The following is a 22,533-nucleotide window of genomic DNA, read 5'->3' as shown; positions in this document are numbered from 1 at the left end:
ATCCCTATCTCTTAATTATCTGATGTCACTAAACCTGATTGCTGATAACACTCATATAAGCATCTATTCATTATTGTCATACGATCCACAGGATTAGTGAGATGTGTAGCTGCTATTAGTTGAGTATTCGCTTTGTCCAACCAGCTCAGCAATGCACCGTAGTGATTGAGTATCAGTTCACTACCCTCAATCCCTTTTTTAGCAAAGAAGCGATTCAGTAGGCTAATATTGTCTAACTGGACTTGTAATAACGGACAATGGCTGGGTTGGCGCTGCGCTGTTGTAACTTGTTTAGGTTGATGATGATGGATGGAATCTATACTTTGCCAATCATTGTTAAGTGACAGCCAAAGCCGCTTAGGGTAGCCATAGCGACTAGCAATATAGTGATGATGTTTTAGTGGTAACAAATGAATTAGCACTTGCGGATCTAAATAGCGAAAATGCTTTTTTTGACTGTCTTTCTGGATGATTTGGTTCAATCCTAGTACACGAGCAATTTGCTTAGCATCTGGTTTGGAGGCTTCTATATCAGTTGCATTAACTATTGGCTGCTGCCATTCAGGATCATCTGGTAGATATTCTTTCGCACTTATTCGAGTTTTGCGTGCCCTTATATTAGGGGCAGTATAATCCAATAGTGTGAGTATCCCGTGATGACGAGATAGCAGCTCACACTGCTGCAAATGCACCTCTAATATATTACTAATGTCTGAGCTTAACGTTATCATGACTGGGCTATCAATCATATGATAGCGCAGCAGTTCCTGCTCTAAGGAATATACGGCGTCAGGAAAAACAGAATTGATTTCTTCAATCAACTCTGTTTGACCATGATGAACAATAACCGCATCAAAAGTACTAAACGCACGGAAGTCAAGCATTTGCATCTGTAGGCTTATGCTCAATGGTTTTTCTGGTTGAATATTCATGATGCTGTCATGCTTTTATATCTGTATATAAGGTTTGAGTGAAAGTCATCTTTATTACAAGTCGGTACTAGCAGCATGATTGTCCTCAGCCTGCTCTGCTAACTTCTCACAAGCTTCAAACTGCATTTGCTTCATCACTAATTTCTTAGCAGCCCCGCCCCCACTACCCCAATCCACCTTACTCGCTTTGTAGCCCACTTGGCTTGGCGTGATAAACGTCACATTACCGCCCGCTATCTCAATACCACTACCTGCCGCTTTTAGGGTCAGCGTATCAGGCGCGATGATCTCAATACTGTCACGGCTATGGATGCGTAGTACTTGCTCACTGTCGAGTCGCATCTGATTTTGATGCGCTTGTATGGTCACATCACCATGAGCGGCGGTATGAGTCTGGGCTTTGTTTGCGTAGTAATGAATATCACCTGCGACCAGCTGATTCATCTGCGTTTGACTGTGATGATGGGTATTGTCTGTCGCGTGGCTGTGCGTGCTCTTTGTGCTGGTATGCTGGCTGTGTTGTCCGCTTAGCATTGCCAAATGTCGTTGAGAGTCTATAAGCAAGTTTGGTTGTTGCCATTGACCCGCATTATCTAGCACGCTGTCATTGGTGTCTTTACTAAACTTGGCAAATGGCGTTTGAGCGTCTTCTTGGTTTTGGCTACTGCTTTGCTTGTTACTAGCGCTGCTGTCCAATCCGACAGGCTGATGGGTATTAGCGAGTTGCTCGTACGCTTGTTGATGATAATCAGCGGTTTGTAGTTTACTGTGACTGTCATGACTCATGTGAGGGCTTGATGAGGGATTTGCTTGGTGACTGCTGATATGTAAGCCTGAATTACCTTGAATATTGGCAGCGGCTTGGGTCTCGATACTGATGGCGCGTCCACGTGCAAGGCCTCGCGTGTGGTCGGTGTGCTGATAAAGATGACCAATGGTTAGGCTACTTTGATAGCTGCTGCTATAGACGTTAATCTGCGGACTGTCAGGATGAGCGTCAAACATCAGCTGGTTATAGCCGTTAATAAGGCTATCTTTGCTGGCCTCACCTGTGCGACTACTATCGATACTTTGAGTCTTGATACCGTCTATGGGATGGGCATGGCTTTGATTAATGAACCATGTCGGACTGGTCGCATCGATGAAGTCTGTGTCACTGGAAATACTATTGTGCTGAGCCTCACTATTGCCTTGTCCATTATGGGTACTGCCGATGATGATGGGATGGGTGATGTCACCACCGATAAAGTCGATCAAGACCTGTTGACCATGACGCAAAGGATGGGTCTGTCCCATGTGATCAGCAACTAGATGGCTAGCAATAGGTACCCAGTGAGACGTGTCACTATTATTATCTTGTCCGCCTTCATCCTGCTGCCAATGATATCGGATGTGAGCACGATGATTACGGTCATGAGTAATGGCGCTGCTCTCTGTATCAATAATACTGGCACTCATAAGACCTGTCAGACTTGGATGCGGTTGCCCAAGTGTAGCAAGCTGTTCCCCAAAAGGAATATGGTGATGATGCGGAAATGGTAGGTAGCAGGCATTGATATGGTGGACATTATCATAACTGTCATCTTCACTATTATTATTATTATTATGAATCAGATGAGGCTGCAACGTGATTGGGTCAAAGGGCGCACTGCCCAGCCAATCTGCCGGAATATGATTATTAATGCGATGATGAATAGACGTCAGGCTAATCGGCTCTGTCACATAAGGATTACCATCGATATAGTGCGCGCTTGGTAGATTAAGATGACGGATATTACCGATTAAGCTACCTAGATTGGCACTCTGCTGTTGGTTCTTCTGGTAACAGGTGGTAAGGTGATCCAGACTGTCATCGTCAAAGTACGTATGACTATGTAGAAAGCGCTGGTGACTGCTGGGGCTGTTTGAGTTAATCGGCTGATCTGTGCTACTGCTACCACTATAGATGCCGCGAAGCCGATTATCATATCGGCTAAACTGGGTGTGTTGAATATGATTGGCAACGCGTGGACGAATGGCAGTGATGCGGTCTTGTCTATCAGCAAGGTTGGCAGGGTTTTGGATCAATATACTATGAACTTCAGTGGTATCTGGACGCAATGCTTCGGCGTCATTTGGCAGTAAGACCAAAGTATGTCTGTCTATGTCATGACGGTAGTAGCCCGTAATGCCATATAAAGCAAGATACTGAGTTAAATAAGCCAAATCCGTTTGATTGTATTGCACGCTGTGCTGGATATGGTAATCACTCAGCCGCTCGTCAATCTCAATGTCCATCTCATAAGGGCTTACAATATTAGTGATAAGCTCGCCGAGGCTAAGGTGATGATGACGACGATTGTGGCTAGAGAGTCGTAACTGGTTTAATGCAGGTTCGCAGATGATACGGTAGGCGGCCATGCCACTGTTGCTGCCAAGGGCAACCACTTCTGTGATCATACCGTGACGAGTTTGATGTGGCAGTGCCATATCACCTGTGTACCAGTGAATCGCCAAATTTTGTCCTATCCAAGCTTTGGTATCCAGTCCTGCTTGTGGATGCAGTAGCGTAATGCTGATACGGTAGCCGCAATAAATTGCCAGCTGGCGCTGCTGATAAGACTGCGCTCGTTGATCTTGATGATAAGGGCTTGGATAAGCGTCAGGCATTGGCATAAGTGCGGGCTTACTCCAAACACTGTCGGGCAATGGCATCCCGAGTAAGCTTTCCACCAAATCAGCCTGTTGAATGAGACTGGTGGCGATATCAGGATGGACACTGCTCAGTTGCACATGCCGCTTTGTTTGAGTCCATACCATGACAAGCCCTTTTTATCAGTCCAAAGGTGGAAATTTTAATATTGCAAGATCACAAATAGTGTATAAATTGCCAGTTAACCAAGCGTTTATTTGTAGTTGATTCAATTAATAACCATCGTCAGATGAGTCGCGTTTTGGCTGAATCCCAATCATGTCAGAGAGCATCGATAATTGATCTTCGTTTTTGATGATATGAGTGAGCCATTGATCCAGTGGCATATCCGCCCACTCAATCGCCCGACCGAGTAAAAATGTCACCGGACTGTGCGGCTCATTGGTCGCAAAATAATCTTGGATTTGCGCCAATAATTTAAGCGCTTGCCGACGATTGCTTTGATGGTCGCGGTTACTAGGATTAAAACTGGTTGAACTAATATTTTTTGTGCTAGCTGATTGTCCATTGCCATCCGACGTTACAGATTCATTATTATCAATAAGGTCGACATTATCGGCTACACTCTCTTGACCAATACTACTAGTAATATCAGAATATTCTGGTATCAATGGACGCAAATGCTGCGTCAGTGCAACCAATAAATCCGTGACTGGCGCGAAGACTGGCGCATCCATACCCATCAAATCATTGAGCTGATCAGTCAGTGTCTGCCACTGCTCAGTGACTTTATTAACATTACTCATCAGTGCTTGTTGCCAAGCTTCACTGCTGGTCTTGATGGCCTGATTATAGTCACTCAGTATTAATTGATTTGACGTTTCGCTATCAGGGTTTTGCTGACGCTGCTTATCATGATCACGCGCGGTTAGATAGTAATTGTAGTTGTAGTTTTCTGCTTTGGTATCAGCGAGTGATAATTGCTTGATGTCATCGGATAACGCTTTGACGAACCATGACAGCAGCCCTGCCCTGATATCCATACTGTCTTCTTCCCCATCTAGTGGCGGATACATAGTCAGCCAATATTCGTCATTGAGTGCCTGTAGCAGACTCAAACCCTGACTGATACCTGATAAATGATCGGTATGGCTCAGTGCATCGACATACCAAAGTGCCAACTTCATGTCTTTACTGGTATGACTCAGCAACTCGGCACATTGATTTTTCACAAAATCCCAATCAGCCACTTTTAGCTCAGTGACCCAATTACCTTGTGCCAGTAATGGATCATCCTCTTGCCGAGCTGCAACGATAGCATCGATACGTGGATCAAATATCAGGTCTTCACCGACGCCGTGACGACTGCCCTCAATAGGGGCGACAAGAGTGTCAATATTGGTTGTTAAAGAGTTATCAGTGTTCATTATAGTGACTCCTCCTTAACAGCCTTTTTACTGGCTGTTTTTTTTACTGGCGGCTTTTTAACGGCAGGCTTTTTGGTTGAAACTGGTTCGCTTGCCGACTTTTTGACCTTATCCTCAGTCTCATCTTCACTGTATTGCGCCATGTGATTGAGCGCCACAACGGCATCGGTATCCAAACGATAAGCAAAATTATCATCTTCATCAACGAATACGGTAATTTTCTTTAACACACTTTGACTGTCATCATGAGCCAGTAGCTGTCCCGCCAGCTGCGGTAGCAAGGTATGACTGATAATGGCGTCGGCATTGCGCGCACCAGAATCGACCTCATGACAGCGCGATAAAATCAGCTCAATCACTTCAGGATCAATGACACAAGGGACATCGTAATTGTCACGGATACGACCAGTGATTTTATCCAGCTTTAAGCGGATGATTTCTGCAAGCGCGTCATCCGTCAACGGATAATAAGGAATGACTGTTAAACGACCCAAAAATGCAGGCTTGAAGGCTTTGTATAAATGTGAATTAATCACTTGTTTCAGGCTATCACTGTCTGGCAAGCTAAAATCAGTGACGGCTGGATCGGTATTGATACACTGCTGCATAATCGCGGAGGAACCAACATTACTGGTCAATAAAATTAAGGTATTTTTAAAATTAATCAAACGTCCTTCGCTGTCTTCCATCACTCCTTTGTCAAAGACCTGATAAAACAAATCTAATACGTCTGGATGGGCTTTTTCGACTTCATCGAGTAGCAATACACTATAAGGGCGACGACGAATCGCTTCCGTCAAGACACCACCTTCACCATAGCCAACATAGCCTGGTGGCGAGCCTTTTAAGGAAGCAACGCTATGCGCTTCTTGATATTCTGATAGGTTAATCGTAATAAGGTTGCGCTCACCGCCATACAATACTTCGGACAGTGCCAATGCTGTTTCTGTCTTACCAACGCCACTTGGCCCCACTAGCATAAACACCCCTTGCGGACGATTAGGATCGTCTAGGCGTGCTTTTGCAGTATGAATCCGCTTAACGATAGCAGTCACCGAGTGATCTTGCCCAATGACACGCGCTTGCAAGGTATCAGCCAAGTTTAAGATATGATCTTTTTCATTGCCTGCCATATCGTTAAGTGGAATCCCTGTCCAATCTGAGATAATCTGCTTAATAACTTGCCGATCTAATACAGGATGGATAAGGCGATGCGTCTCTTGTATTTGTTTTAGCGACTGCTCAATGCTTTGATACTCATCTTGTTTCTCTAAGCGTTCCTTTGCACTAAGCGTATTCGTATTAAAGGCATCCTCTGGCTTGCCATTCAATTGCTTATTGAGCGCATCAAGCTGATCATTAAGCTGACGTTGCTCATGCCAGCAACTTGTCATATCAGCAATACTTTGCTGATTAGCTTGACGCTGTTCATCAAGTACAGCGATTTTTTGGCTGACTTTTTCTTTTTCACCAACGCCGCCGATACGTTCAAGCTGCTGACTTAGGTTGTTGACATGCTGCTCTAACTGCAACCCTTTGGCTTGTAGTCTATCCAGCTGATTGGGCATGGCTGTCTTCGATAAACTCACCCGTGCGGCTGCCGTATCTAGTACACTGACGGCTTTGTCAGGCAGTTGTCTATCGCTGATATAACGTGCGGATAGTTCAACGGCTGCCTGTAGCGCATCGTCATCTATCAAAATCCCAAAATGCGCCTGCATCTTGGCACTTAGACCACGAATCATCGCTACTGCCGTGTCGATATCAGGCTCATCGACTTTGACCACTTGAAAGCGACGTGATAATGCCGCATCTTTTTCAAAGTATTTTTTGTACTCTGACCACGTCGTCGCAGCAATGGTTCTAAGCTCACCGCGAGCCAGCGCGGGCTTAAGCAAATTCGCTGCGTCGTTTTGACCCGCTTGCCCGCCTGCGCCGATTAAGGTATGCGCTTCGTCGATGAATAAGATAATCGGCTGTACCGAGGCTTGTACTTCTTCAATGACTTGCTTGAGACGGCTCTCAAACTCCCCTTTGACGCTTGCCCCTGCTTGCAGCAAGCCCATGTCAAGACTACGTATCGTCACATCTCTGAGCTGATCAGGCACTTGACCGGCAATAATCTTTTGCGCCAACCCTTCTACCACAGCGGTTTTACCAACGCCTGCCTCACCTGTCAAAATAGGATTGTTTTGACGACGACGAATCAAAATATCGATGAGCTGATGAATCTCAAACTCACGGCCTATCACTGGATCTATTTGATCGGCACTGGCCTTTGCGGTCAAATCATAAGTATATTTATCTAACGCAGGGGTTTGCTGAGTCGTGGCATGTTCTGTTAAAAATGCCTGTTTGTCTGTACTATTATCTGGACTACTTTCAGTGTCTTTATTCGTATCTTTATTTGCGCTTTTATTCACGTTGGTCGAGCCACTGCCTTCGGTACTACCAAGACATTGACGTTCATAGTCATCTTTTAAGGTAAAACGGTCGATATACTGTAACTGCTCAGGGAGGGTTTTGAGTAGCGACTGATAACGCTCATACGCCAATAGCACGAGTAATATATGCCCAGAGCGGATTTCTAGTGGGCTATTATTACCATTACTTTGACTATGCTGGCTACTGGCAAGCTCCCACGCATCTTCCAACAATGCCATCAACCCTTGACTGAATACAGGTGTTGAGCCTGTTGCTTGAGCAAAAGTATCTAGTAAGTCTGTGATGTCTGCTAATAGTGACTGCTGAGCAACCTTATTGAACTTAAGTATTTGAGCCACATCATTGTGCGGTGTGGCAATTAGTTCATGCAGCAGATGAACCGTATCGACTTCACGATGCCCATTATTAATACAGAGCCTAGCTGCCTGCTGCAAACACTGTCGGCAACTTGGACTCAAGCGGGTAATTACAGCTTTTAACTGGCTCATAAACCTTTTCCTTTGGCATTTTCAATAGACTTAACATTATTTTTATAAGACTGATGTATAACTTTTCACAATAGGTAAAACCTATCTATATCAAACTCAGTATGGCTGATAAGTAAACAAGCAACCTGTCTATTTATCAGCCATAAAACACTCACTGAATAGGCAAGGCATAGCGGGTGTCATCATGGTGCTGCGTTGCAGGCTGTGATACCAAAAACCCACCCTGCCCCAAACCACCAAAATTACTTTCTGATAATGACAACGGGGTAATGTATTGTTTGTCTAGCTCTAACTGCATTTCGACGGCAAGGCAGACCCCACACCATTTACGAATAAAATCGATAATGACGCAATACATATCCCCTGCAGGTAATAATCTAAGATAGCGTTTGGCATCCAATTGATGGAACACGATTCTAATTTTGCTATCAAACTGTACAACGCGCGCACCGCAAAATGCAGACAGTCCAAGTGCTGCATGCTTCCCACCGAGCGCAGTCTGCTCACTGGCTGGTAGATCAAACCACTCCGGTACGAATTGCTCGACACTGACGGTGCTGTCTAAAAAATGCGACAGTACATGTGACAACTGGTCGGCTGTCAGGCGTCCTGGGGCGATCATGCCAGCATAAGCTATCAAGCTATCGATAGCGGTTAACTTCTTCGGCTGACGCGCCAATGCCCGTAAGCTCAACAGATAGTTGTCTTTTTTATTATTTATCTCATACTGTAATGGCAAGTTATAAAACCAGCTCGCTTGTACATATAAATCGGTTAAACGATGGTTAAATAAATCTAAAAATGCTGGTGCCGCTTTATCTTTTGCATGATTGACTCGCGAGGCTAGATGGTCGGTATACATCGCTGGTAAGGCTGATAATGGGCCTGTGAGTCCGATAACTGCGGGGCAAACATCTATCTGCCTAGCCTTTAATGAACTGGCCTTTACTGAACTGCCACTGTCTTCCATATTGTCCTGAGCAATGAGCGACATTGACTCAATTTCAGCTTGCGGATACGCCAATGACAATGAGGCACGGTAGCGCACCTCGATAGGTGCATGTCCCATACTGACTTCATGCTGAACCAAACGTAGCGCTTGCAATAACTCGTAGGATTGCGGCGCAGCCATTAGATCCGTTAAATAAGAGGACTGAGACCGCTGCGTGGCTGACATCTGTATACCTCCTCTTTGGTAACGGCATCACTCATGGACACTTCAACGAAGCTATTTAAGCTGGCGTGATAGCCAAACACATGAGCCAATAAATGGGCAAACTGACGGATACTCACTCCAGCAAAATTCTTTTGATTGATTTGAATATTAATCAGCGTACCACGCACAAATCCAGGTTGCGGCACGCGCTGAATACGTCGAGCTTCAATACTGGTCTCGACAGAGACAATACCTTCGACCAATAGTTTATTAGAAGCAGATTGCGTAATGTCATATAGCGACAGATACTCCTTCATCAGCTCAGCATCTTGAGCAGCAAGTGATAAAAAGTTTAGGCTTATCAGTGATATCAAGCGCCAACGTTCCTCACCTGTGTATTCAAACCGTGCCGTTCTGGTCGGCTGCTTTAGCAACGACAAACTACTAAAACCTGTCATCCCTTCGCTAAACAAATCGCCACGGCTTTGACCGAATACCACTTGTGCTGGCAAATCTCTATTGGTACACAATAAAGAAGCACTCATGCTCACCGCGCCGGCTAAGTCTTCGCGGTCTTTTTCTACAAACATAATCTGGTATTCAAAACCTTGCTTAAACTCAGCCATATCCTTATCGCGTTTGATATGATAATAACGACCGTCATCTTGCTGCTCATAGTGATTGAGCGCATAAAACGGATGATATTCACGCTGTATCAAACGATTGTCACTTTGCTTCGACTCTATGACTTTATTAACCTCATAGATTTCATGCTGAAAGAGCGCACGGGTATCGGGTACCAAATCGTAATAGATAGAACGATGGGTAACTTGAATAGGCTTGGCAGCAGCCTTGAAAAGATTGACAACGGGTGTACAAAACAACTTAATACTGCTAGCACTTAGCTGCTGCAAGTTTTTTAGGCGGATGGTATTTTTTTTATCAAACTTAAAATAACAGCGAATCTCAAAGCCCTTACTATCGATCTTTAAATCTGGACAAACTTTACCAAGGTTAAGGCGTAAAAAATTGAATTTTTCGGGAAAATAAAAGTACTCTTTTAATAAGGCAGAGGCAGCATTACTCACTCTATGACTGGGAAGAATTTGCTGCTCAGGGTCGAAGCCTAACATCTCAAATGGGCTACCGGCTATATTATTGACTTGCCTACCATGAAGGTGTGTTTGCTTCACATCACACCCTAACAAGTCCCACAAACTGGTGCCTTGACTGGCATCTTCGTCTATATATAAGTCTAACGAGTGATTTAATAAGGCTTGATAGTCAAAGCTCGAATTAAGACCTTTGAACTTAATACTAATGCAGCCGTTAAGCAGCCCATGCTGATTGTCATACACCTCTTGGCGAGTCTCAAAGTCGACGCTGTCTATCTGTAGCGGTAGCAAAGTCACGTCTTGGGTTGACTGAAACTGGCAAGGCGTGCCATTTATTTTTTGACTAGCAAACAGGGTCTCTTTAGATACTAAAACCGGCTCACTCATCGCATTACCCTGCACACCTAGATTGAACTGGGCAATAGAGACCGATGGAAAGGGTTTAAGATAATCGGGATAAACGACTTCTAATAAAGATTCGGTAAAATCAGCATATGAATCGTCCAGCTTTTTATTGATGCGCGCACTAATCAGCGAAAAAGCCTGTATCAACCGCTCTATATGCGGATCATCTACGGTATCGTGCCCCATCAACAACCGATTGGCTATTTTTGGGTATTTTTTGGCAAACTCTTTTGACTGTTTATTAAACAGGCTAAGCTCATGCTCAAAGTAAGGAAGTAGACTGTCCATGACGCCTCAATATATTGATCGCTGCTAACTGTATAGATTGAGCGGTAGTAGTTATTTCATTAAATGAATAATGATTATTTTATTAAGTAACGCTGAGAGCTTGGCTCAAAGAACGCATCGAAGCTGACCAGTTCTTGTGCTGGATAAACTTTCAGTAAAGCTTCAATAGAAAAACACAGCTGATTGACATCAACCGCGCCAATATCTAGCGATACTCGAACGTTTCTTAGTCGGGTGTCTTGTTGCTCGACAGTTATTGCGATTTGTCGACAGATATAATCACAGTCAGTAGGATTGGCGCTACTAAGTCCCACAAAATCCAATATGCCAAAATTTAATATCGATGAGCGCACATGCTGATACTCTTGCAGCCTACTAGCCACCACACAGCGTGTATTTAATAAAGCCTCAAGGTCTTGTGCAACGGAAGACTTTAATTCCTCAATATTGAGACGACGAACCACAATCTCATGCGACAAATGACGGGGCTGATCATCAAATAACTGCTCGAACAAGTTTGGGCGAAACCCAATTTCTTTATTAGAAACGTTAGTGGCATAATTCATTGATATAATTATTCCTATTTAAAAAACAAAAAAGAAAGGCCTAGATATAAACCTTTCTTTTTCGGTACGATACAATAGATGACACCTGATACAACCTAAATTAGGCTGTATAAGTAGCAGTGTTATTGGCTAGTGACCATTTTTTAGTCACAGCGCCTTTAGCAGTACCATCGATATCTTGTTGGGTGTAAGTCCACTCAACAGCGGCATACTTGATACCAACTTTTTCGATTGGCACGCCTTCAGAACGTACCGTTGGCTCAACACTTGCAATCAGCGCATGCTTAAGTTTTACTTCAAGATATTTAACACGCTTGTCACCGTTGGCACGATAAAAATCAATTTGAATCTCATCGAAAGTATAACCAGCAGAGCACGCTTCCCATAGCTTAGGACTGGTCGAGTCCAAGTCTTTCATAAACGTCATGTCAGCATGCTCACAACGCTCAGAAGTATGGCCACCAACGCTACTTGCTGTCGCTGATTTTGGCTGACGGATCAAGTGATCCCAAGTATTTACTTCCAGCCAACCTCTATGCTCGCTATCACGAGACTCGCCATCAATTTTATATTTACCACGGAACTGAATATAAATATCCTTCATATCACATACCTTTTTTGAAAAATTTAAATTTCACGTTAGTTTTTAATGAACGATCAGCTGTTGCTAGATTGCGGCAGTTGAGTGACCAGACGCAAAGAAACAGACAATTCGTCAAGTTGAAAGTGTGGTCTCAAAAAGACCACGGACTTGTAGACACCAGGCTTACCTGGAACTTCTACAACTTGTACAGAAGCTTCGCGCAGTGGGTACTGGGCTTTTGCTTCTTGTGAGGCTCCGTCATCTAGCAATACATAACGAGAAATCCAGTCGTTTAAAAACGACTCAACATTACCAGGTGCTAAGAAGCTGCCTACCTTATCGCGCATCATCGCTTTTAGGTAATGAGCAATACGTGACACCGCCATAATGTATTGGATCTGTGTCGATAACGCAGCATTGGCATTGGCATCATCGTTTTGATACGTTTTGGCTTTTTGTGCTGACTGCGCCCCAAAAAAAGCAGCGTAATTGGTATTTTTGCAATGGACTAACGGGATAAAACCTAAGTCGCTCAACTCTTTTTCTCGGCGATCGGTGATAGAGATTTCCGTTGGACACTTAAGCGCCAAATCCCCTTCATCAGTCTTAAAGGTATGAACAGGTAAACCTTCAACCAAGCCACCACCCTCAACACCGCGAATAGCAGCACACCAACGATAGTCAGAAAAAGCCGCCGTCAAGCGTGAAGCGAAAGCATAAGCGGCGTTCACCCATAGATAATCGTCATGATTATTACCAGAGACTTCTTCCGTAAAGTTAAATCCTTCGACTACTGTGCCATCTTTAGGATCATAAGGCAGACGGCCTAAAAAGCTAGGCACGGTTAACGCAACATATCGCGCATCTTCTGACTGTCTGAACGCACGCCAGCGTATATATTCAGCGGTTTCAAATATCTTTGACAAATCGCGTGGGCGACCGATATCAGTAAAGGAATCAAGACCAAACATTTCAGCGGAAGCCGCCGACACAAAAGGTGCATGAGAAGCGGCCGCAACATGAGACAACTGCTCAAGAAGATACATATCTGAGTTTTGGCGAGTAAATTCAAAGTCACCAACGATAGCGGCATAAGGCTCACCACCAAAGCTACCGAACTCTTCTTCGTATATTTTCTTAAACAGCGTGCTTTGATCAAAATCAATTGACGACTGAAAATCTTTAGTCAGTTCGCGCTTCGTAGTATTCATCATACGAATCTTTAGCATGGATTCAGATGGGGTCTGGCTACATAAATAATGCAGACCACGCCAGCTGGACTCTAGCTTTTGAAACTCAGGCGCGTGCATGACGGTGGTCAGCTGCTTAGAGATTAACGCGTCAATTTGGGCAATACGCGCGTCAATCGATGCGGCCAAATTATCTGACAACGTTACGGTGCCTTGCATGACTTCATTGGCAAGCTCTGCAATTTGCGACTTGGCACGATTTTTTTCATCATCGGACTTGGCAACGTTACTTTTATTGACGATTTCTTCGAGTAAGTCATAGCTTTCGCTATTCAATGGATCCGTGGCTATATGCTGCTGGGCTTGGGCACTCATCGTTTAATCCTCACCGTCAGTTTGATTTTGTTCTGCCATTTTTTTGACTTGCTCGGTGTTCTTAAGCACATCATCTAATAGGTCTTCAAGTTTTTCGTTGGCGGATATTTTGTTGCGCAGATCTGCCAAGCGATCTCGTGCTTGTACCAATTGTTTTAGTGGCTCAATTTGATCAGCAACTGCTTCAGGGCGAAAATCGTTGATACTATTAAATGCCAAATCAACCGCGAACTCACCGCCTTTATCACTCAAGTCATTGCTTACTCGGAACGTTGCACGTGGTGCTAGACCTGACATCACCTCATCAAAGGTATCTAAATCTACTTCGACAAACTTTTTGTCTTTAAAGCGTGGTTGTTCAAGAGTGGAATCTCCTGAAAACTCTCCCAAAACGCCGACAACAAAAGGGATTTCCTTGGTTTCGATCGCATCGCCCACTTCAACGTCATAAGTCAAATGCACCCGAGGCGCACGTACTTTTGCGAGTTTCTTTTGCACACTGTCTTGCTTTGCCATAATAAGTTGCCTCAGCAGTTTCTGGTTTTAACGTAATATACTGAATGGATCGGTAGATTTGGTGTTGCTGTTTCTGGAAGATGAAGGTTTGGTCGGCTTGTTAACAGGCTTCACTTTTGGTGCTTGGCGTGAGGGTTGTTTTACGGCCGACTTTCTTTTAATAGAAGTCGCTGGCTTTTTCACAGAGGCGCGAGATTGAGATCTTGATTTGCTTATTTTGTTAGGACGTCTAGGTTTTACGACTGGTGCTGGTGGTTTTGGCAAAGATTCATCGTAATTGAAACCATAGATGTCACCATATATCTTACTTAAAGCGTACTGATACTCCTTCAAAAACGCTGCGTCCACCTCATCAGTGAGATAATCTGATTGCAGTTGGCTTTGGGAGACGATAGCGCTGCTATTTAGTAGTATCTTTTTTAGCTTAGCAGTGCTTTGACCCAGATCAATGGCTTCACTGGCTGCGTAAACAGCATAAGCATGATAGCCATTGTTAGAATAAATCTGCGCCAAAATCTCCCATGCTAGCGAGTCATTAGGATTACGAGATACTCTTTGATTCAAATCCGCGACCAGTTGATGCAGTTGCGGTGATTTTGCATCAGCATTTTTGAGTGCCGCAAATTGATTTATGATGCTAGAACCGGGGTCTTTTTCTTGTATGACAAGCTCACTATGGGCGGTAGTCATTGCTGAACCCATGATAAACAGACCTGCCAAAAACGCTTTAGATAGCGTAAAACTAACTCTAATATTGCTTCTGATACTGGTCATTGTAAGTCGGTGCTCGCCATTATTGGTGTGAGATAAATACATGTGCCTGCTCAAAATTATTTTAATTAGACGCGTTAACTAGGGTAGTGATATTGGTGAGCGTTTCATTCAGTGTCGCCTTATCACCACTATCCATCAAAGTATTATCATGATAAGCATCAATATTACTTTCCATCACTTTAACTGCTGAGAGCATGGCAAGCTGACGTGCATCAAGCCTTTCATTATCAACGCTTAGAGCTTCATTAGCCGCTCTCAATGCCCGTGCATAGCGTTTTGTTTCATAGTTATTTTTGGCAATAGTCATCCACGCTTCACTGCTAAGTTGATTGCCGCTTGACAAATAGACAAGCGAAGGTTCACTCAACTGCTTCACTATCGGTTTGCTGACCGTGGTTTGTACATTTTTCTTAGCAGTGGTGCCACAACCCGCTGTCAAGAGAGAAGCGCTAAGTAAGACTGATAGCAGACCTGCGGTTGCAAGTTTAGTACGATAAATAGGATTCATAAAAGCAGTATCATCACTAAAAGTATAAAGGGATGGATCTTTTAAAGGAAATAAATATAACTAAAGTTCATTAATTATAAAAAATCAATGAGGTTGATTATACATATACTTGACAATATTTCAATAAACTCTATACTTTTCTTAATAAATAATTTAGTAAATCACCTATTCAAGCCATTTTCTTGGTATAAAATAAGCAGTAACGGTACCCCTCTTATGCCTTCCAAGACCAATCGTCTACATAATATTACCGTTCATACTGATAATTCAACGATAAACACCTTTTACCCTGTTGCGTTTTCCGGTGCAAACGGTATTAATCGAACCGATAACATTGACATACTAGTGTTTGGTTATAATTTTATCGAATCGAACGCTTGTTTATCATTTATTGGCACCCCGATATGCTTGACCACGTTTTCCGCTCATCGTACCGCTAGCTGTCGTACTGGACTGATACGAGGCATCCGTTATCAGCAGTCTGATGGCGCGATGCATTTCTATGCTTTAGAGGTCGTGAGCCCTGATTGGCAGTTGACGCAGTCGATACATACCCGCAGTTTTATCAATCAATCTACCCTCGATATTGTTACCATCATCCTTAGTGATTACGATCTGAATTGGCAAATATCTGAGTCTCTTTTGTCATCGGGTAGTACCTCCTCAGAGTATTTGTCTAAACCTTTACCCATGCGCACACAGTCGGATGTCAGCGACTATGACTTTGTCACTGGACTGCTTGCTGATATTGGCATATCTACTTTGTGGGTATCAGGGAATTCCGTCGATGAGCTTGGTACGTGGTGGTTGGTTAATGGTTTAGATACAGGCGAGCTCATACCGCTGACCTATAGTTATGCTCAGTCATCCGTACAGTCAGGTCAAGACAGTGTCAATACGCTACAAATGAGGTCGCAACAACTTGGCAGTGATAGGGTAATAGTACGAGCAGATGGGTTAGCGGCGGATACCATTTATGAAGGTCAAGCAGTAGATGAGTCACCGCTTGCGACAGATGACACCACGGTATTAATCGGTGCGCCCTCTCGCGTGCACAGCGAGGACGCCGCTACTTACATAGCAGAGCAATGGGTGTATGCAAATCGTTGTCAACGCGAAACCTATCAAGCGACTGGGGCCATGCGTGGTCTAAGTGTCGGTAGCCCAGTGAGTATCAATAACCTACCCTCTATTGGCAGCTTATCAACCCACTGTATAGCGGTAATATTCATCGGTATTGAGCCTGATAATGATAGCGTCTCTTATCATCATCAGGTATTTATCAAGCAGTGGTTACAGCGCACTGCTCAGCATATGCACTGTCATGTAATGAATCACAGTCACTTTTCAATCCCCGAGCACGGCTTTGACATCGCCCGCGATACTGGGGTTTGGGCATCAGCGACTTTGCTTGACGTCTCTATTCCCTACTGCCCTTATCCTAGCAAACAGTCCTTTGTCAGCAGCACCTATACAGGGCTGACTCAAGCACGGACTGGCGACATAAGAAGATCAGCCTCAGCCAGCTACGACTCTGGTGTCAGCACTGACAATCTACAACAAACCATCACCACCCCCGTCTGGTCTAGTATCAGTCCTCATGATGACGGCACCACCCCACCCCTACGCACATTACAACTCTCATCCGGTAGCACTCATGGTTGGCAATTTGCTCCAAGGCTTGGGCAGTCGGTTCTCCTTAACCATTGGTATGGCGATATAGACAGTCCTGTGATTGGCAGATCGCTTTATGACGGTATCGGTATGGGTGATGTGGATGAGAAAGATATCACCAGCCGTGATGCTGAATTAGCCAATAGACATAACCTACAAGGCGGATCTTCTCCTAGATGGCATGGTGGTGGCCTTGGGCATTCACAAATTAATGACGATGACGGACACAGCGGCTGGATATCGGGGATTGCCCAGTATGGGCTGACTTCTGACTCTGAGGTGGCGTTAAGCTTTGATGATACGCCAAACAAGATCGGTCTACAGTGGACGGTGAATACAGGTACGCGCGCCAATGCTGAGACGCCAACTAGTACGGATCAAGCGACCTTTTCCCCTGATGAGCATGTATTAGAATTGGGCGTGCTGCGGCATCGCTATAGCAATCATCAATCGAGCGATAGCGGACAAGGTATTAATCTAGCAACCGATCACGGACTACAGATCACAGGTGATACCGGTGTCCTACTCTCCACTTTCGGTATCAGACACAGCCAGTCAGAGCATGAGTCCGCTTGGGTCAATGATGCAGGACAACGTCAGTTAAAAATGGGCACTGAGCTGAGTGAGACCTTCAAAGAGGCAAAGCAGGCACATTTGCAATCCACGGCAGCCATGCAGACCACCAACCAAACGATAGAAAGCTTTAAAACCAGTGCGCAAATCATCGATGAGACGTTAAATACGGAAGTGTTAGGCGCAGCCGATGTGATGCTGGTCAGTAAAGACAGTACCCTCGCATCAAGCAACAATACGCTCTGGATGGCGAAAACAATAGTGAGGCAATCAGGCGCAACTCAGTCGGATGTGGTGGCGGGTAACTATACGCTGACGGCAGATACGATTGAGTCGCTCTCGGGTGTTGGCGGTCAAGCCGATCTGTCAGGATTACATATCAGTGCAAACAGAGAACCAATCGGGATTCAAGCACAAGGCGGTGAGCTGCAGTTGCACAGTCAGCTTGCGATGACGATTGGTAGTGAATCAGGACAGGTAAATGTGTCGAGTCCGAAGCGTATTAAGTTGCAAACGTCAGGCGGGGCTTCGATTACAATCGATAACAATGGGATTAAGCTGGTGTGTCCGGGAATGATTAAAGTGCAGGCGGTGAAGAAAGGGCTGGTTGCGGGGGCCAAGGCTAATTACTCACTACCAATGATGCCTGAGACTATTCCGCTGTTTAGTAATAAGCTGGATGTGTATGATTTATTTTATCATGCTGATTTTAGTGAAGTTAGTTATGTTGCTAAGATGGACGATGGTCAAATTGTTGAAGGATCGTTAGATAAGCATGGACGCACTGATCGGTTAATATCTATGGAATCTAAAGAAGCAGAAGTTCTAGTAGGATACCTAGATAATTGGAGTATTGAAATTGATATAGAAGAGGAAAAGCATGAAATCATTGAAAATGTAGAATTTGAATATTCTGACGAAGAATGCGACTGTCAAGCGCCAGCAGAGGATATTAATCTTTTAGAGGATGAAGAATGATGTCAAACAGTCACAAGAAAATTAAAGCCGGATTTCTATTACTCGATGCCAATGACAAACTTCTAAAAAATATTGAATATAAAATAGTTACAGTCAAGAACAATGAAGAAAGTCACTTAGTTAAAGGTAAAACTAATAGTAAAGGTGCAACTTACGAATTTGTTAAACCAATAGGTACTAAGCTCTGTCTATATATAAAAATAGGAACTAAAGACTTTAAAAAGGTTTCCTGCCTATTATTGCCTTCAACTAATAAAAGTAAGCTCAAAATTAGAGCAAGAGTTAGTGCCATTTTAATTGACTCAGAGCTTAGAAAGCATGGCGAAGACGCTGGTAGTATCAAGCGTAAAGACTATCAGGTAGTTAAAGGCGATACGTTGGAAAATATTGCTAAAAAGTTTAATACAAATGTTGCACAGTTGAAACGCCTAAATCCAAAGATTAAAAGTATTCATAAAATTTACGAAGGAGATTGGTTAAAAGTTCCTGCTCAAATAGGAGACGTTAGTAAAGAAACTACGGATGACTCTTCTCCTCAATCAAAACCAACGGAACCCGCTACAGTAGACTCCAAAAGCGATATATCTATAGATTCAGAGCAACCTTGGTATGAGGAAGTATGGGATAATCTCAAAGAGACTTCTGATGAAGCAGACGCTATGATTGATAAAGCAGAAGAAGCAATCAAGCAGGGACAGCAAAAAGTAATAGATGAAACTATTGATGCGATGGAAAGTATCGCTGATGCAAGTGAGAAGTTACATGACACATTATTTGGTGATAAGGAAGCTACTACATCATCTGGCATTAACCCCTCAAATAACAAGAGTAAAATCGATGAATCACAATTAGATATTAAACAAGAAGCAGGTAATAATCAAAAGGGTAACCCCGCTGAACAGTTTACTTACGATAGTGATACGACCGTTTATCATATCTATTATGATGGGCATATAGAACGTGCTAACAGACAAGCTGTTGGGTATGCAAAATTTATCTATTATGATGAAAGCGGTAATAAACATTTTCTAGGTAAAACTAAGTATCTTAAAACGCCACGTTACGGTGGAGGAGAAGATGTATATTTAGTTAATATTGGTGGAGATAGTGAAAGTAGTAAATATGATGGCAGTCAGATTGATGACAATAATATATCATCTGTTGAGAAAGAAAAAAGACTGTCAAAATATAGAAAAGGCAATGTTAGCTATAATATCACTATGAATTCTAAACAGCATCAACGCTATTACTTGTCTGGGGTTGCAATGGCCACATTTTTAGGAGCACTATGTAAATTAGGATATGATGATATATCCTTTAATGGAGCTAGTAAAAAAGATGGTAGTCCTGGACCTAGTAGTAGTCATACTAATGGTAAATGCATTGACGTAAGATATTTGAGAAAAGATAAAAAAGCGCTAAAAATTATATTAAACAATCGTGATTACGACTCTCAATACGATCATGAGAGAAACGTAAAACTTGTTAATACTTTTCATGAGTTTGGTTGGGGTAAAAGAAAAAGACCTGACAATTCAATAGTAAAAATGCTTAGTGTATATTTTACTAATCCTAAAGCAGGTATAAATAAGAGTTATATTTTGCCATATTGTGCACCTTATCGAGGGCATGATAATCATCTCCACCTTCAAGGATTAGTAGCAAATATTAAAGATATCGATGTTATATCAAGAGTTCCCGAAGTGGTGAGTGGAAGTTGCTCCTGTAATAAGGACATTAGTTTAATTCAATTAGAAAAAATATGTACTATAAGAGCTAAATCGACTTTGGAAAAGGTTCTGCCTCACTTAAATAAGACCTTAAAACAATACAACATAACTACCTGCTTACGTAAAGCTCATTTCATAGCCCAATTAGCACACGAGTCTGCTGAATTTTTATACAATGAAGAACAGGGTGTAACAGATGCTCACTATGGAGGTTATAAAGGAAGAGGATATATCCAAATATCGCTGAAAGGTGCTTATGAATCTTATGGAAAATATGTGAATGTTAATTTCTTAGGTTCAAATAACATTAAAATGGCACAGTTGCCTTACTCTATTGATTCTGCTGGATGGTTTTGGACTAAATTCAAATGGAAAGACTTAAATGAGTTAGCTGATAAGAATGATATTATTGGCATCAGTGCGATAGTAAATGGAGGTTTCAATGGTTTTAACGATCGCATACAGTACTTTGAGCGGGGAGTCGATAGCCTTAATATAAAATCATGTGCCAACTTGGGTTCTATTAAATCAGAGCAGTTAACTACTTTTAATTTTCCTGATAGTATAGTTATGAGTATGATAGGTGAGAGCTTCGGATGGGGTTTATGGCATGACCCTGCTAAAAATAAAAACGGCGTCATAAAAAATTCAGGAATTTCAAAAGAGGGATATACTAATTTTATAAAACTGGCAAATAAAAAAGGTAGCTTTGGAAAGAGCAGCAAACGTTATGGGTGGACTTATGATGATGCTGTAAATTATGCCAAACAAAGGGTAAATAAGTTATGAAGATAAATAAACTTTTGATTATAGTAATGTCTACTTTATTGGTAAGCGCAGGCTGTAATATCTCAACTGATTCTTCAGTTAATGATAATTCGTCTTCTAGTAACAACTTATCTCCTTCAATTAATTATCAAGATATAAATTCAATAACCCATTCTCAAGAATCACCTAAAAAGAAATTGCTATGTCTAATGGACAATAGTAAGTCAATAAGTATTTACTATAAAAATAATCTTGAAGAATTAGAAATAAATGATTACAGTACGTTCACCCTAGAAAGTATCGATGAGGTTGAAACAATTGAGGGTCGTCCTCATGAATTCATTCGTATATATCAAAATGATCGAGGATACACGGCAACTTTAATGTCTCAAAACTTCATTAGAAATTTAGAATTGACAGATGCAAAAGGTCAAACCACATCATATTCATTCAATTTTGGATTAGAATGTGACACTCTGCCGAATAAGAAATATTTAACTTATATAGTTAGCACAGATAAAGCTTTTATCTATAAAAAACCAGATCTTAACAGCAAGACTTCTTCATATTTTATTGAAGGTGATGAGATTGAGGTACTATCTACTAAAGATGATTGGATACAAACTTCTTATCTAAAGGGTTCAAAAACAGGTTGGTTACGTCTTAAAGATCTTGAAAAAAACAACCATTCCAACTCACCGCCCAAAGAATTGACTAGTAGTAAAATAAAGGATGCATCAGAAGGTATTCAACTGGTTAAATCTGATCAAAAAAAACATGTTTTAAATAAAGATGGTATTAGTAATATTTCTCTAGGGCAAAAGTTTAAACCGAATGAATTTATTAAATTTGAGAGTCAGTTAGAAGGTGTTGATAACTGTTTCCTCGCAAACTCAAATCTGTATCCAGATCATCAATACTCACTATCTTTTCAGTTTTTTGATGATATGTTAACTGGTGTCGGTGTCTCTAAAAGTGGTACTACTAATTTTGATAGTTTTACATCATATACAGGTGTCAAAATTGGAGATACTGTTGAAACTGTAATGAAGCTACATAACAAGCAGCCTGACGAAACATTGGATAGTCCGCATACTGACGATCCCATATTTATATATTGGACTGATAATTCCAAAGAGACAGGTATACGCTATGATGCGGTAGATGGAAAAGTCTCAAGCATGAGTCTTAATTTTGAACCATATATTCGTTATTTTGAAGGCTGTGGTTGATGGTAAATAGAATAAGCGGAAGAATAAATCCTTATACAATAGATCTCTTGCATAAGTCATTGCTAGCCCTTGATACTCTGTTAGCGGAGGTCAATAAAACGGTACTTTTGCAAGAGGTCTAATCGAAGAGTTAAAAACCCTTAATAAATCTCCGAGCAAATCTTCACAAAGGTAGTAT

The 22,533-nt window shown here is 42.4% G+C and carries 15 protein-coding genes; 3 read left to right on the top strand and 12 right to left on the bottom strand.

What is annotated here, in order from left to right; all coding sequences use genetic code 11:
- Nucleotides 1–11: 11 nt before the first annotated feature.
- The 12 genes from JMX93_RS09830 to JMX93_RS09775 all read right to left on the bottom strand — a co-directional run bounded on the left by JMX93_RS09830 (nucleotide 12) and on the right by JMX93_RS09775 (nucleotide 15,400).
- Nucleotides 12–932, bottom strand: a complete 921-nt coding sequence (locus JMX93_RS09830; RefSeq protein WP_499204579.1) for a hypothetical protein — start codon at nucleotides 930–932, stop codon at nucleotides 12–14.
- A 54-nt stretch (nucleotides 933–986) separates the two neighbouring features.
- Nucleotides 987–3,731 carry a contractile injection system protein, VgrG/Pvc8 family gene (locus JMX93_RS09825; RefSeq protein WP_499204578.1) on the bottom strand — a complete coding sequence of 915 codons (2,745 nt, stop codon included), beginning with the start codon at nucleotides 3,729–3,731 and terminating at the stop codon, nucleotides 987–989.
- A 105-nt stretch (nucleotides 3,732–3,836) separates the two neighbouring features.
- Nucleotides 3,837–4,991: a type VI secretion system protein TssA gene (gene tssA, locus JMX93_RS09820; protein ID WP_499204577.1), complete on the bottom strand. Its 1,155-nt coding sequence runs from the start codon at nucleotides 4,989–4,991 to the stop codon at nucleotides 3,837–3,839.
- Nucleotides 4,991–7,924, bottom strand: coding sequence for a type VI secretion system ATPase TssH (tssH, locus tag JMX93_RS09815; RefSeq protein ID WP_499204576.1), 2,934 nt, complete (start codon nucleotides 7,922–7,924; stop codon nucleotides 4,991–4,993). The genes tssA and tssH overlap by 1 nt, the downstream gene beginning before the upstream one ends.
- 151 nt (nucleotides 7,925–8,075) lie before the next feature.
- Complete coding sequence (gene tssG / locus JMX93_RS09810) at nucleotides 8,076–9,101, bottom strand: type VI secretion system baseplate subunit TssG (RefSeq protein ID WP_499204575.1); 1,026 nt, start codon at nucleotides 9,099–9,101, stop codon at nucleotides 8,076–8,078.
- Entirely contained in the window at nucleotides 9,065–10,888 is a 1,824-nt protein-coding gene (gene tssF / locus JMX93_RS09805) for a type VI secretion system baseplate subunit TssF (protein ID WP_499204574.1), read from the bottom strand. Before tssF ends, tssG begins: the two co-directional genes overlap by 37 nt.
- A gap of 74 nt (nucleotides 10,889–10,962) precedes the next feature.
- Complete coding sequence (tssE, locus tag JMX93_RS09800) at nucleotides 10,963–11,454, bottom strand: type VI secretion system baseplate subunit TssE (protein WP_443511484.1); 492 nt, start codon at nucleotides 11,452–11,454, stop codon at nucleotides 10,963–10,965.
- Between the two features lie 100 nt (nucleotides 11,455–11,554).
- Nucleotides 11,555–12,058 (bottom strand): Hcp family type VI secretion system effector, encoded by a 504-nt coding sequence (locus JMX93_RS09795; protein WP_499204573.1) that lies wholly within the window; start codon nucleotides 12,056–12,058, stop codon nucleotides 11,555–11,557.
- 53 nt (nucleotides 12,059–12,111) lie between these two features.
- Nucleotides 12,112–13,602 carry a type VI secretion system contractile sheath large subunit gene (gene tssC, locus JMX93_RS09790; protein ID WP_193012927.1) on the bottom strand — a complete coding sequence of 497 codons (1,491 nt, stop codon included), beginning with the start codon at nucleotides 13,600–13,602 and terminating at the stop codon, nucleotides 12,112–12,114.
- A gap of 3 nt (nucleotides 13,603–13,605) precedes the next feature.
- Nucleotides 13,606–14,118, bottom strand: a complete 513-nt coding sequence (gene tssB, locus JMX93_RS09785) for a type VI secretion system contractile sheath small subunit (RefSeq protein WP_045448203.1) — start codon at nucleotides 14,116–14,118, stop codon at nucleotides 13,606–13,608.
- 27 nt (nucleotides 14,119–14,145) lie between these two features.
- A complete protein-coding gene (locus JMX93_RS09780; RefSeq protein WP_499204572.1) occupies nucleotides 14,146–14,934 on the bottom strand; it encodes a tetratricopeptide repeat protein in 789 nt (262 codons plus the stop codon).
- Between the two features lie 19 nt (nucleotides 14,935–14,953).
- A complete protein-coding gene (locus tag JMX93_RS09775; protein ID WP_193012930.1) occupies nucleotides 14,954–15,400 on the bottom strand; it encodes a hypothetical protein in 447 nt (148 codons plus the stop codon).
- A gap of 216 nt (nucleotides 15,401–15,616) precedes the next feature.
- Between JMX93_RS09775 and JMX93_RS09770 the strand changes: the two genes are divergently transcribed.
- The 3 genes from JMX93_RS09770 to JMX93_RS09760 are packed head-to-tail and all read left to right on the top strand — an operon-like array spanning nucleotide 15,617 to nucleotide 22,355.
- The gene (locus JMX93_RS09770) at nucleotides 15,617–18,625 is read left to right on the top strand and encodes a contractile injection system protein, VgrG/Pvc8 family (protein WP_499204571.1); all 3,009 of its coding nucleotides are present in this window, start codon (nucleotides 15,617–15,619) and stop codon (nucleotides 18,623–18,625) included.
- Entirely contained in the window at nucleotides 18,622–21,144 is a 2,523-nt protein-coding gene (locus JMX93_RS09765) for a LysM peptidoglycan-binding domain-containing protein (protein ID WP_499204570.1), read from the top strand. Before JMX93_RS09770 ends, JMX93_RS09765 begins: the two co-directional genes overlap by 4 nt.
- Nucleotides 21,141–22,355 carry an SH3 domain-containing protein gene (locus JMX93_RS09760; RefSeq protein WP_499204569.1) on the top strand — a complete coding sequence of 405 codons (1,215 nt, stop codon included), beginning with the start codon at nucleotides 21,141–21,143 and terminating at the stop codon, nucleotides 22,353–22,355. The genes JMX93_RS09765 and JMX93_RS09760 overlap by 4 nt, the downstream gene beginning before the upstream one ends.
- Nucleotides 22,356–22,533 lie beyond the last annotated feature (178 nt).

This window comes from Psychrobacter muriicola 2pS (assembly GCF_904846535.1).
GTDB lineage: Bacteria > Pseudomonadota > Gammaproteobacteria > Pseudomonadales > Moraxellaceae > Psychrobacter > Psychrobacter aquimaris.
Note: the sequence above shows the minus strand (reverse complement) of the source record. Positions and strands in the feature narration are given on the sequence as shown.

Excerpts from the sequence above, each read along its gene's own strand:
- JMX93_RS09830 (WP_499204579.1), bottom strand. The coding sequence starts at position 932 with ATGAATATTCAACCAGAAAAACCATTGAGCATAAGCCTACAGATGCAA.
- JMX93_RS09825 (WP_499204578.1), bottom strand. The coding sequence starts at position 3,731 with ATGGTATGGACTCAAACAAAGCGGCATGTGCAACTGAGCAGTGTCCAT.
- tssA (WP_499204577.1), bottom strand. The coding sequence starts at position 4,991 with ATGAACACTGATAACTCTTTAACAACCAATATTGACACTCTTGTCGCC.
- tssH (WP_499204576.1), bottom strand. The coding sequence starts at position 7,924 with ATGAGCCAGTTAAAAGCTGTAATTACCCGCTTGAGTCCAAGTTGCCGA.
- tssG (WP_499204575.1), bottom strand. The coding sequence starts at position 9,101 with ATGTCAGCCACGCAGCGGTCTCAGTCCTCTTATTTAACGGATCTAATG.
- tssF (WP_499204574.1), bottom strand. The coding sequence starts at position 10,888 with ATGGACAGTCTACTTCCTTACTTTGAGCATGAGCTTAGCCTGTTTAAT.
- tssE (WP_443511484.1), bottom strand. The coding sequence starts at position 11,454 with ATGAATTATGCCACTAACGTTTCTAATAAAGAAATTGGGTTTCGCCCA.
- JMX93_RS09795 (WP_499204573.1), bottom strand. The coding sequence starts at position 12,058 with ATGAAGGATATTTATATTCAGTTCCGTGGTAAATATAAAATTGATGGC.
- tssC (WP_193012927.1), bottom strand. The coding sequence starts at position 13,602 with ATGAGTGCCCAAGCCCAGCAGCATATAGCCACGGATCCATTGAATAGC.
- tssB (WP_045448203.1), bottom strand. The coding sequence starts at position 14,118 with ATGGCAAAGCAAGACAGTGTGCAAAAGAAACTCGCAAAAGTACGTGCG.
- JMX93_RS09780 (WP_499204572.1), bottom strand. The coding sequence starts at position 14,934 with ATGTATTTATCTCACACCAATAATGGCGAGCACCGACTTACAATGACC.
- JMX93_RS09775 (WP_193012930.1), bottom strand. The coding sequence starts at position 15,400 with ATGAATCCTATTTATCGTACTAAACTTGCAACCGCAGGTCTGCTATCA.
- JMX93_RS09770 (WP_499204571.1), top strand. The coding sequence starts at position 15,617 with ATGCCTTCCAAGACCAATCGTCTACATAATATTACCGTTCATACTGAT.
- JMX93_RS09765 (WP_499204570.1), top strand. The coding sequence starts at position 18,622 with ATGATGTCAAACAGTCACAAGAAAATTAAAGCCGGATTTCTATTACTC.
- JMX93_RS09760 (WP_499204569.1), top strand. The coding sequence starts at position 21,141 with ATGAAGATAAATAAACTTTTGATTATAGTAATGTCTACTTTATTGGTA.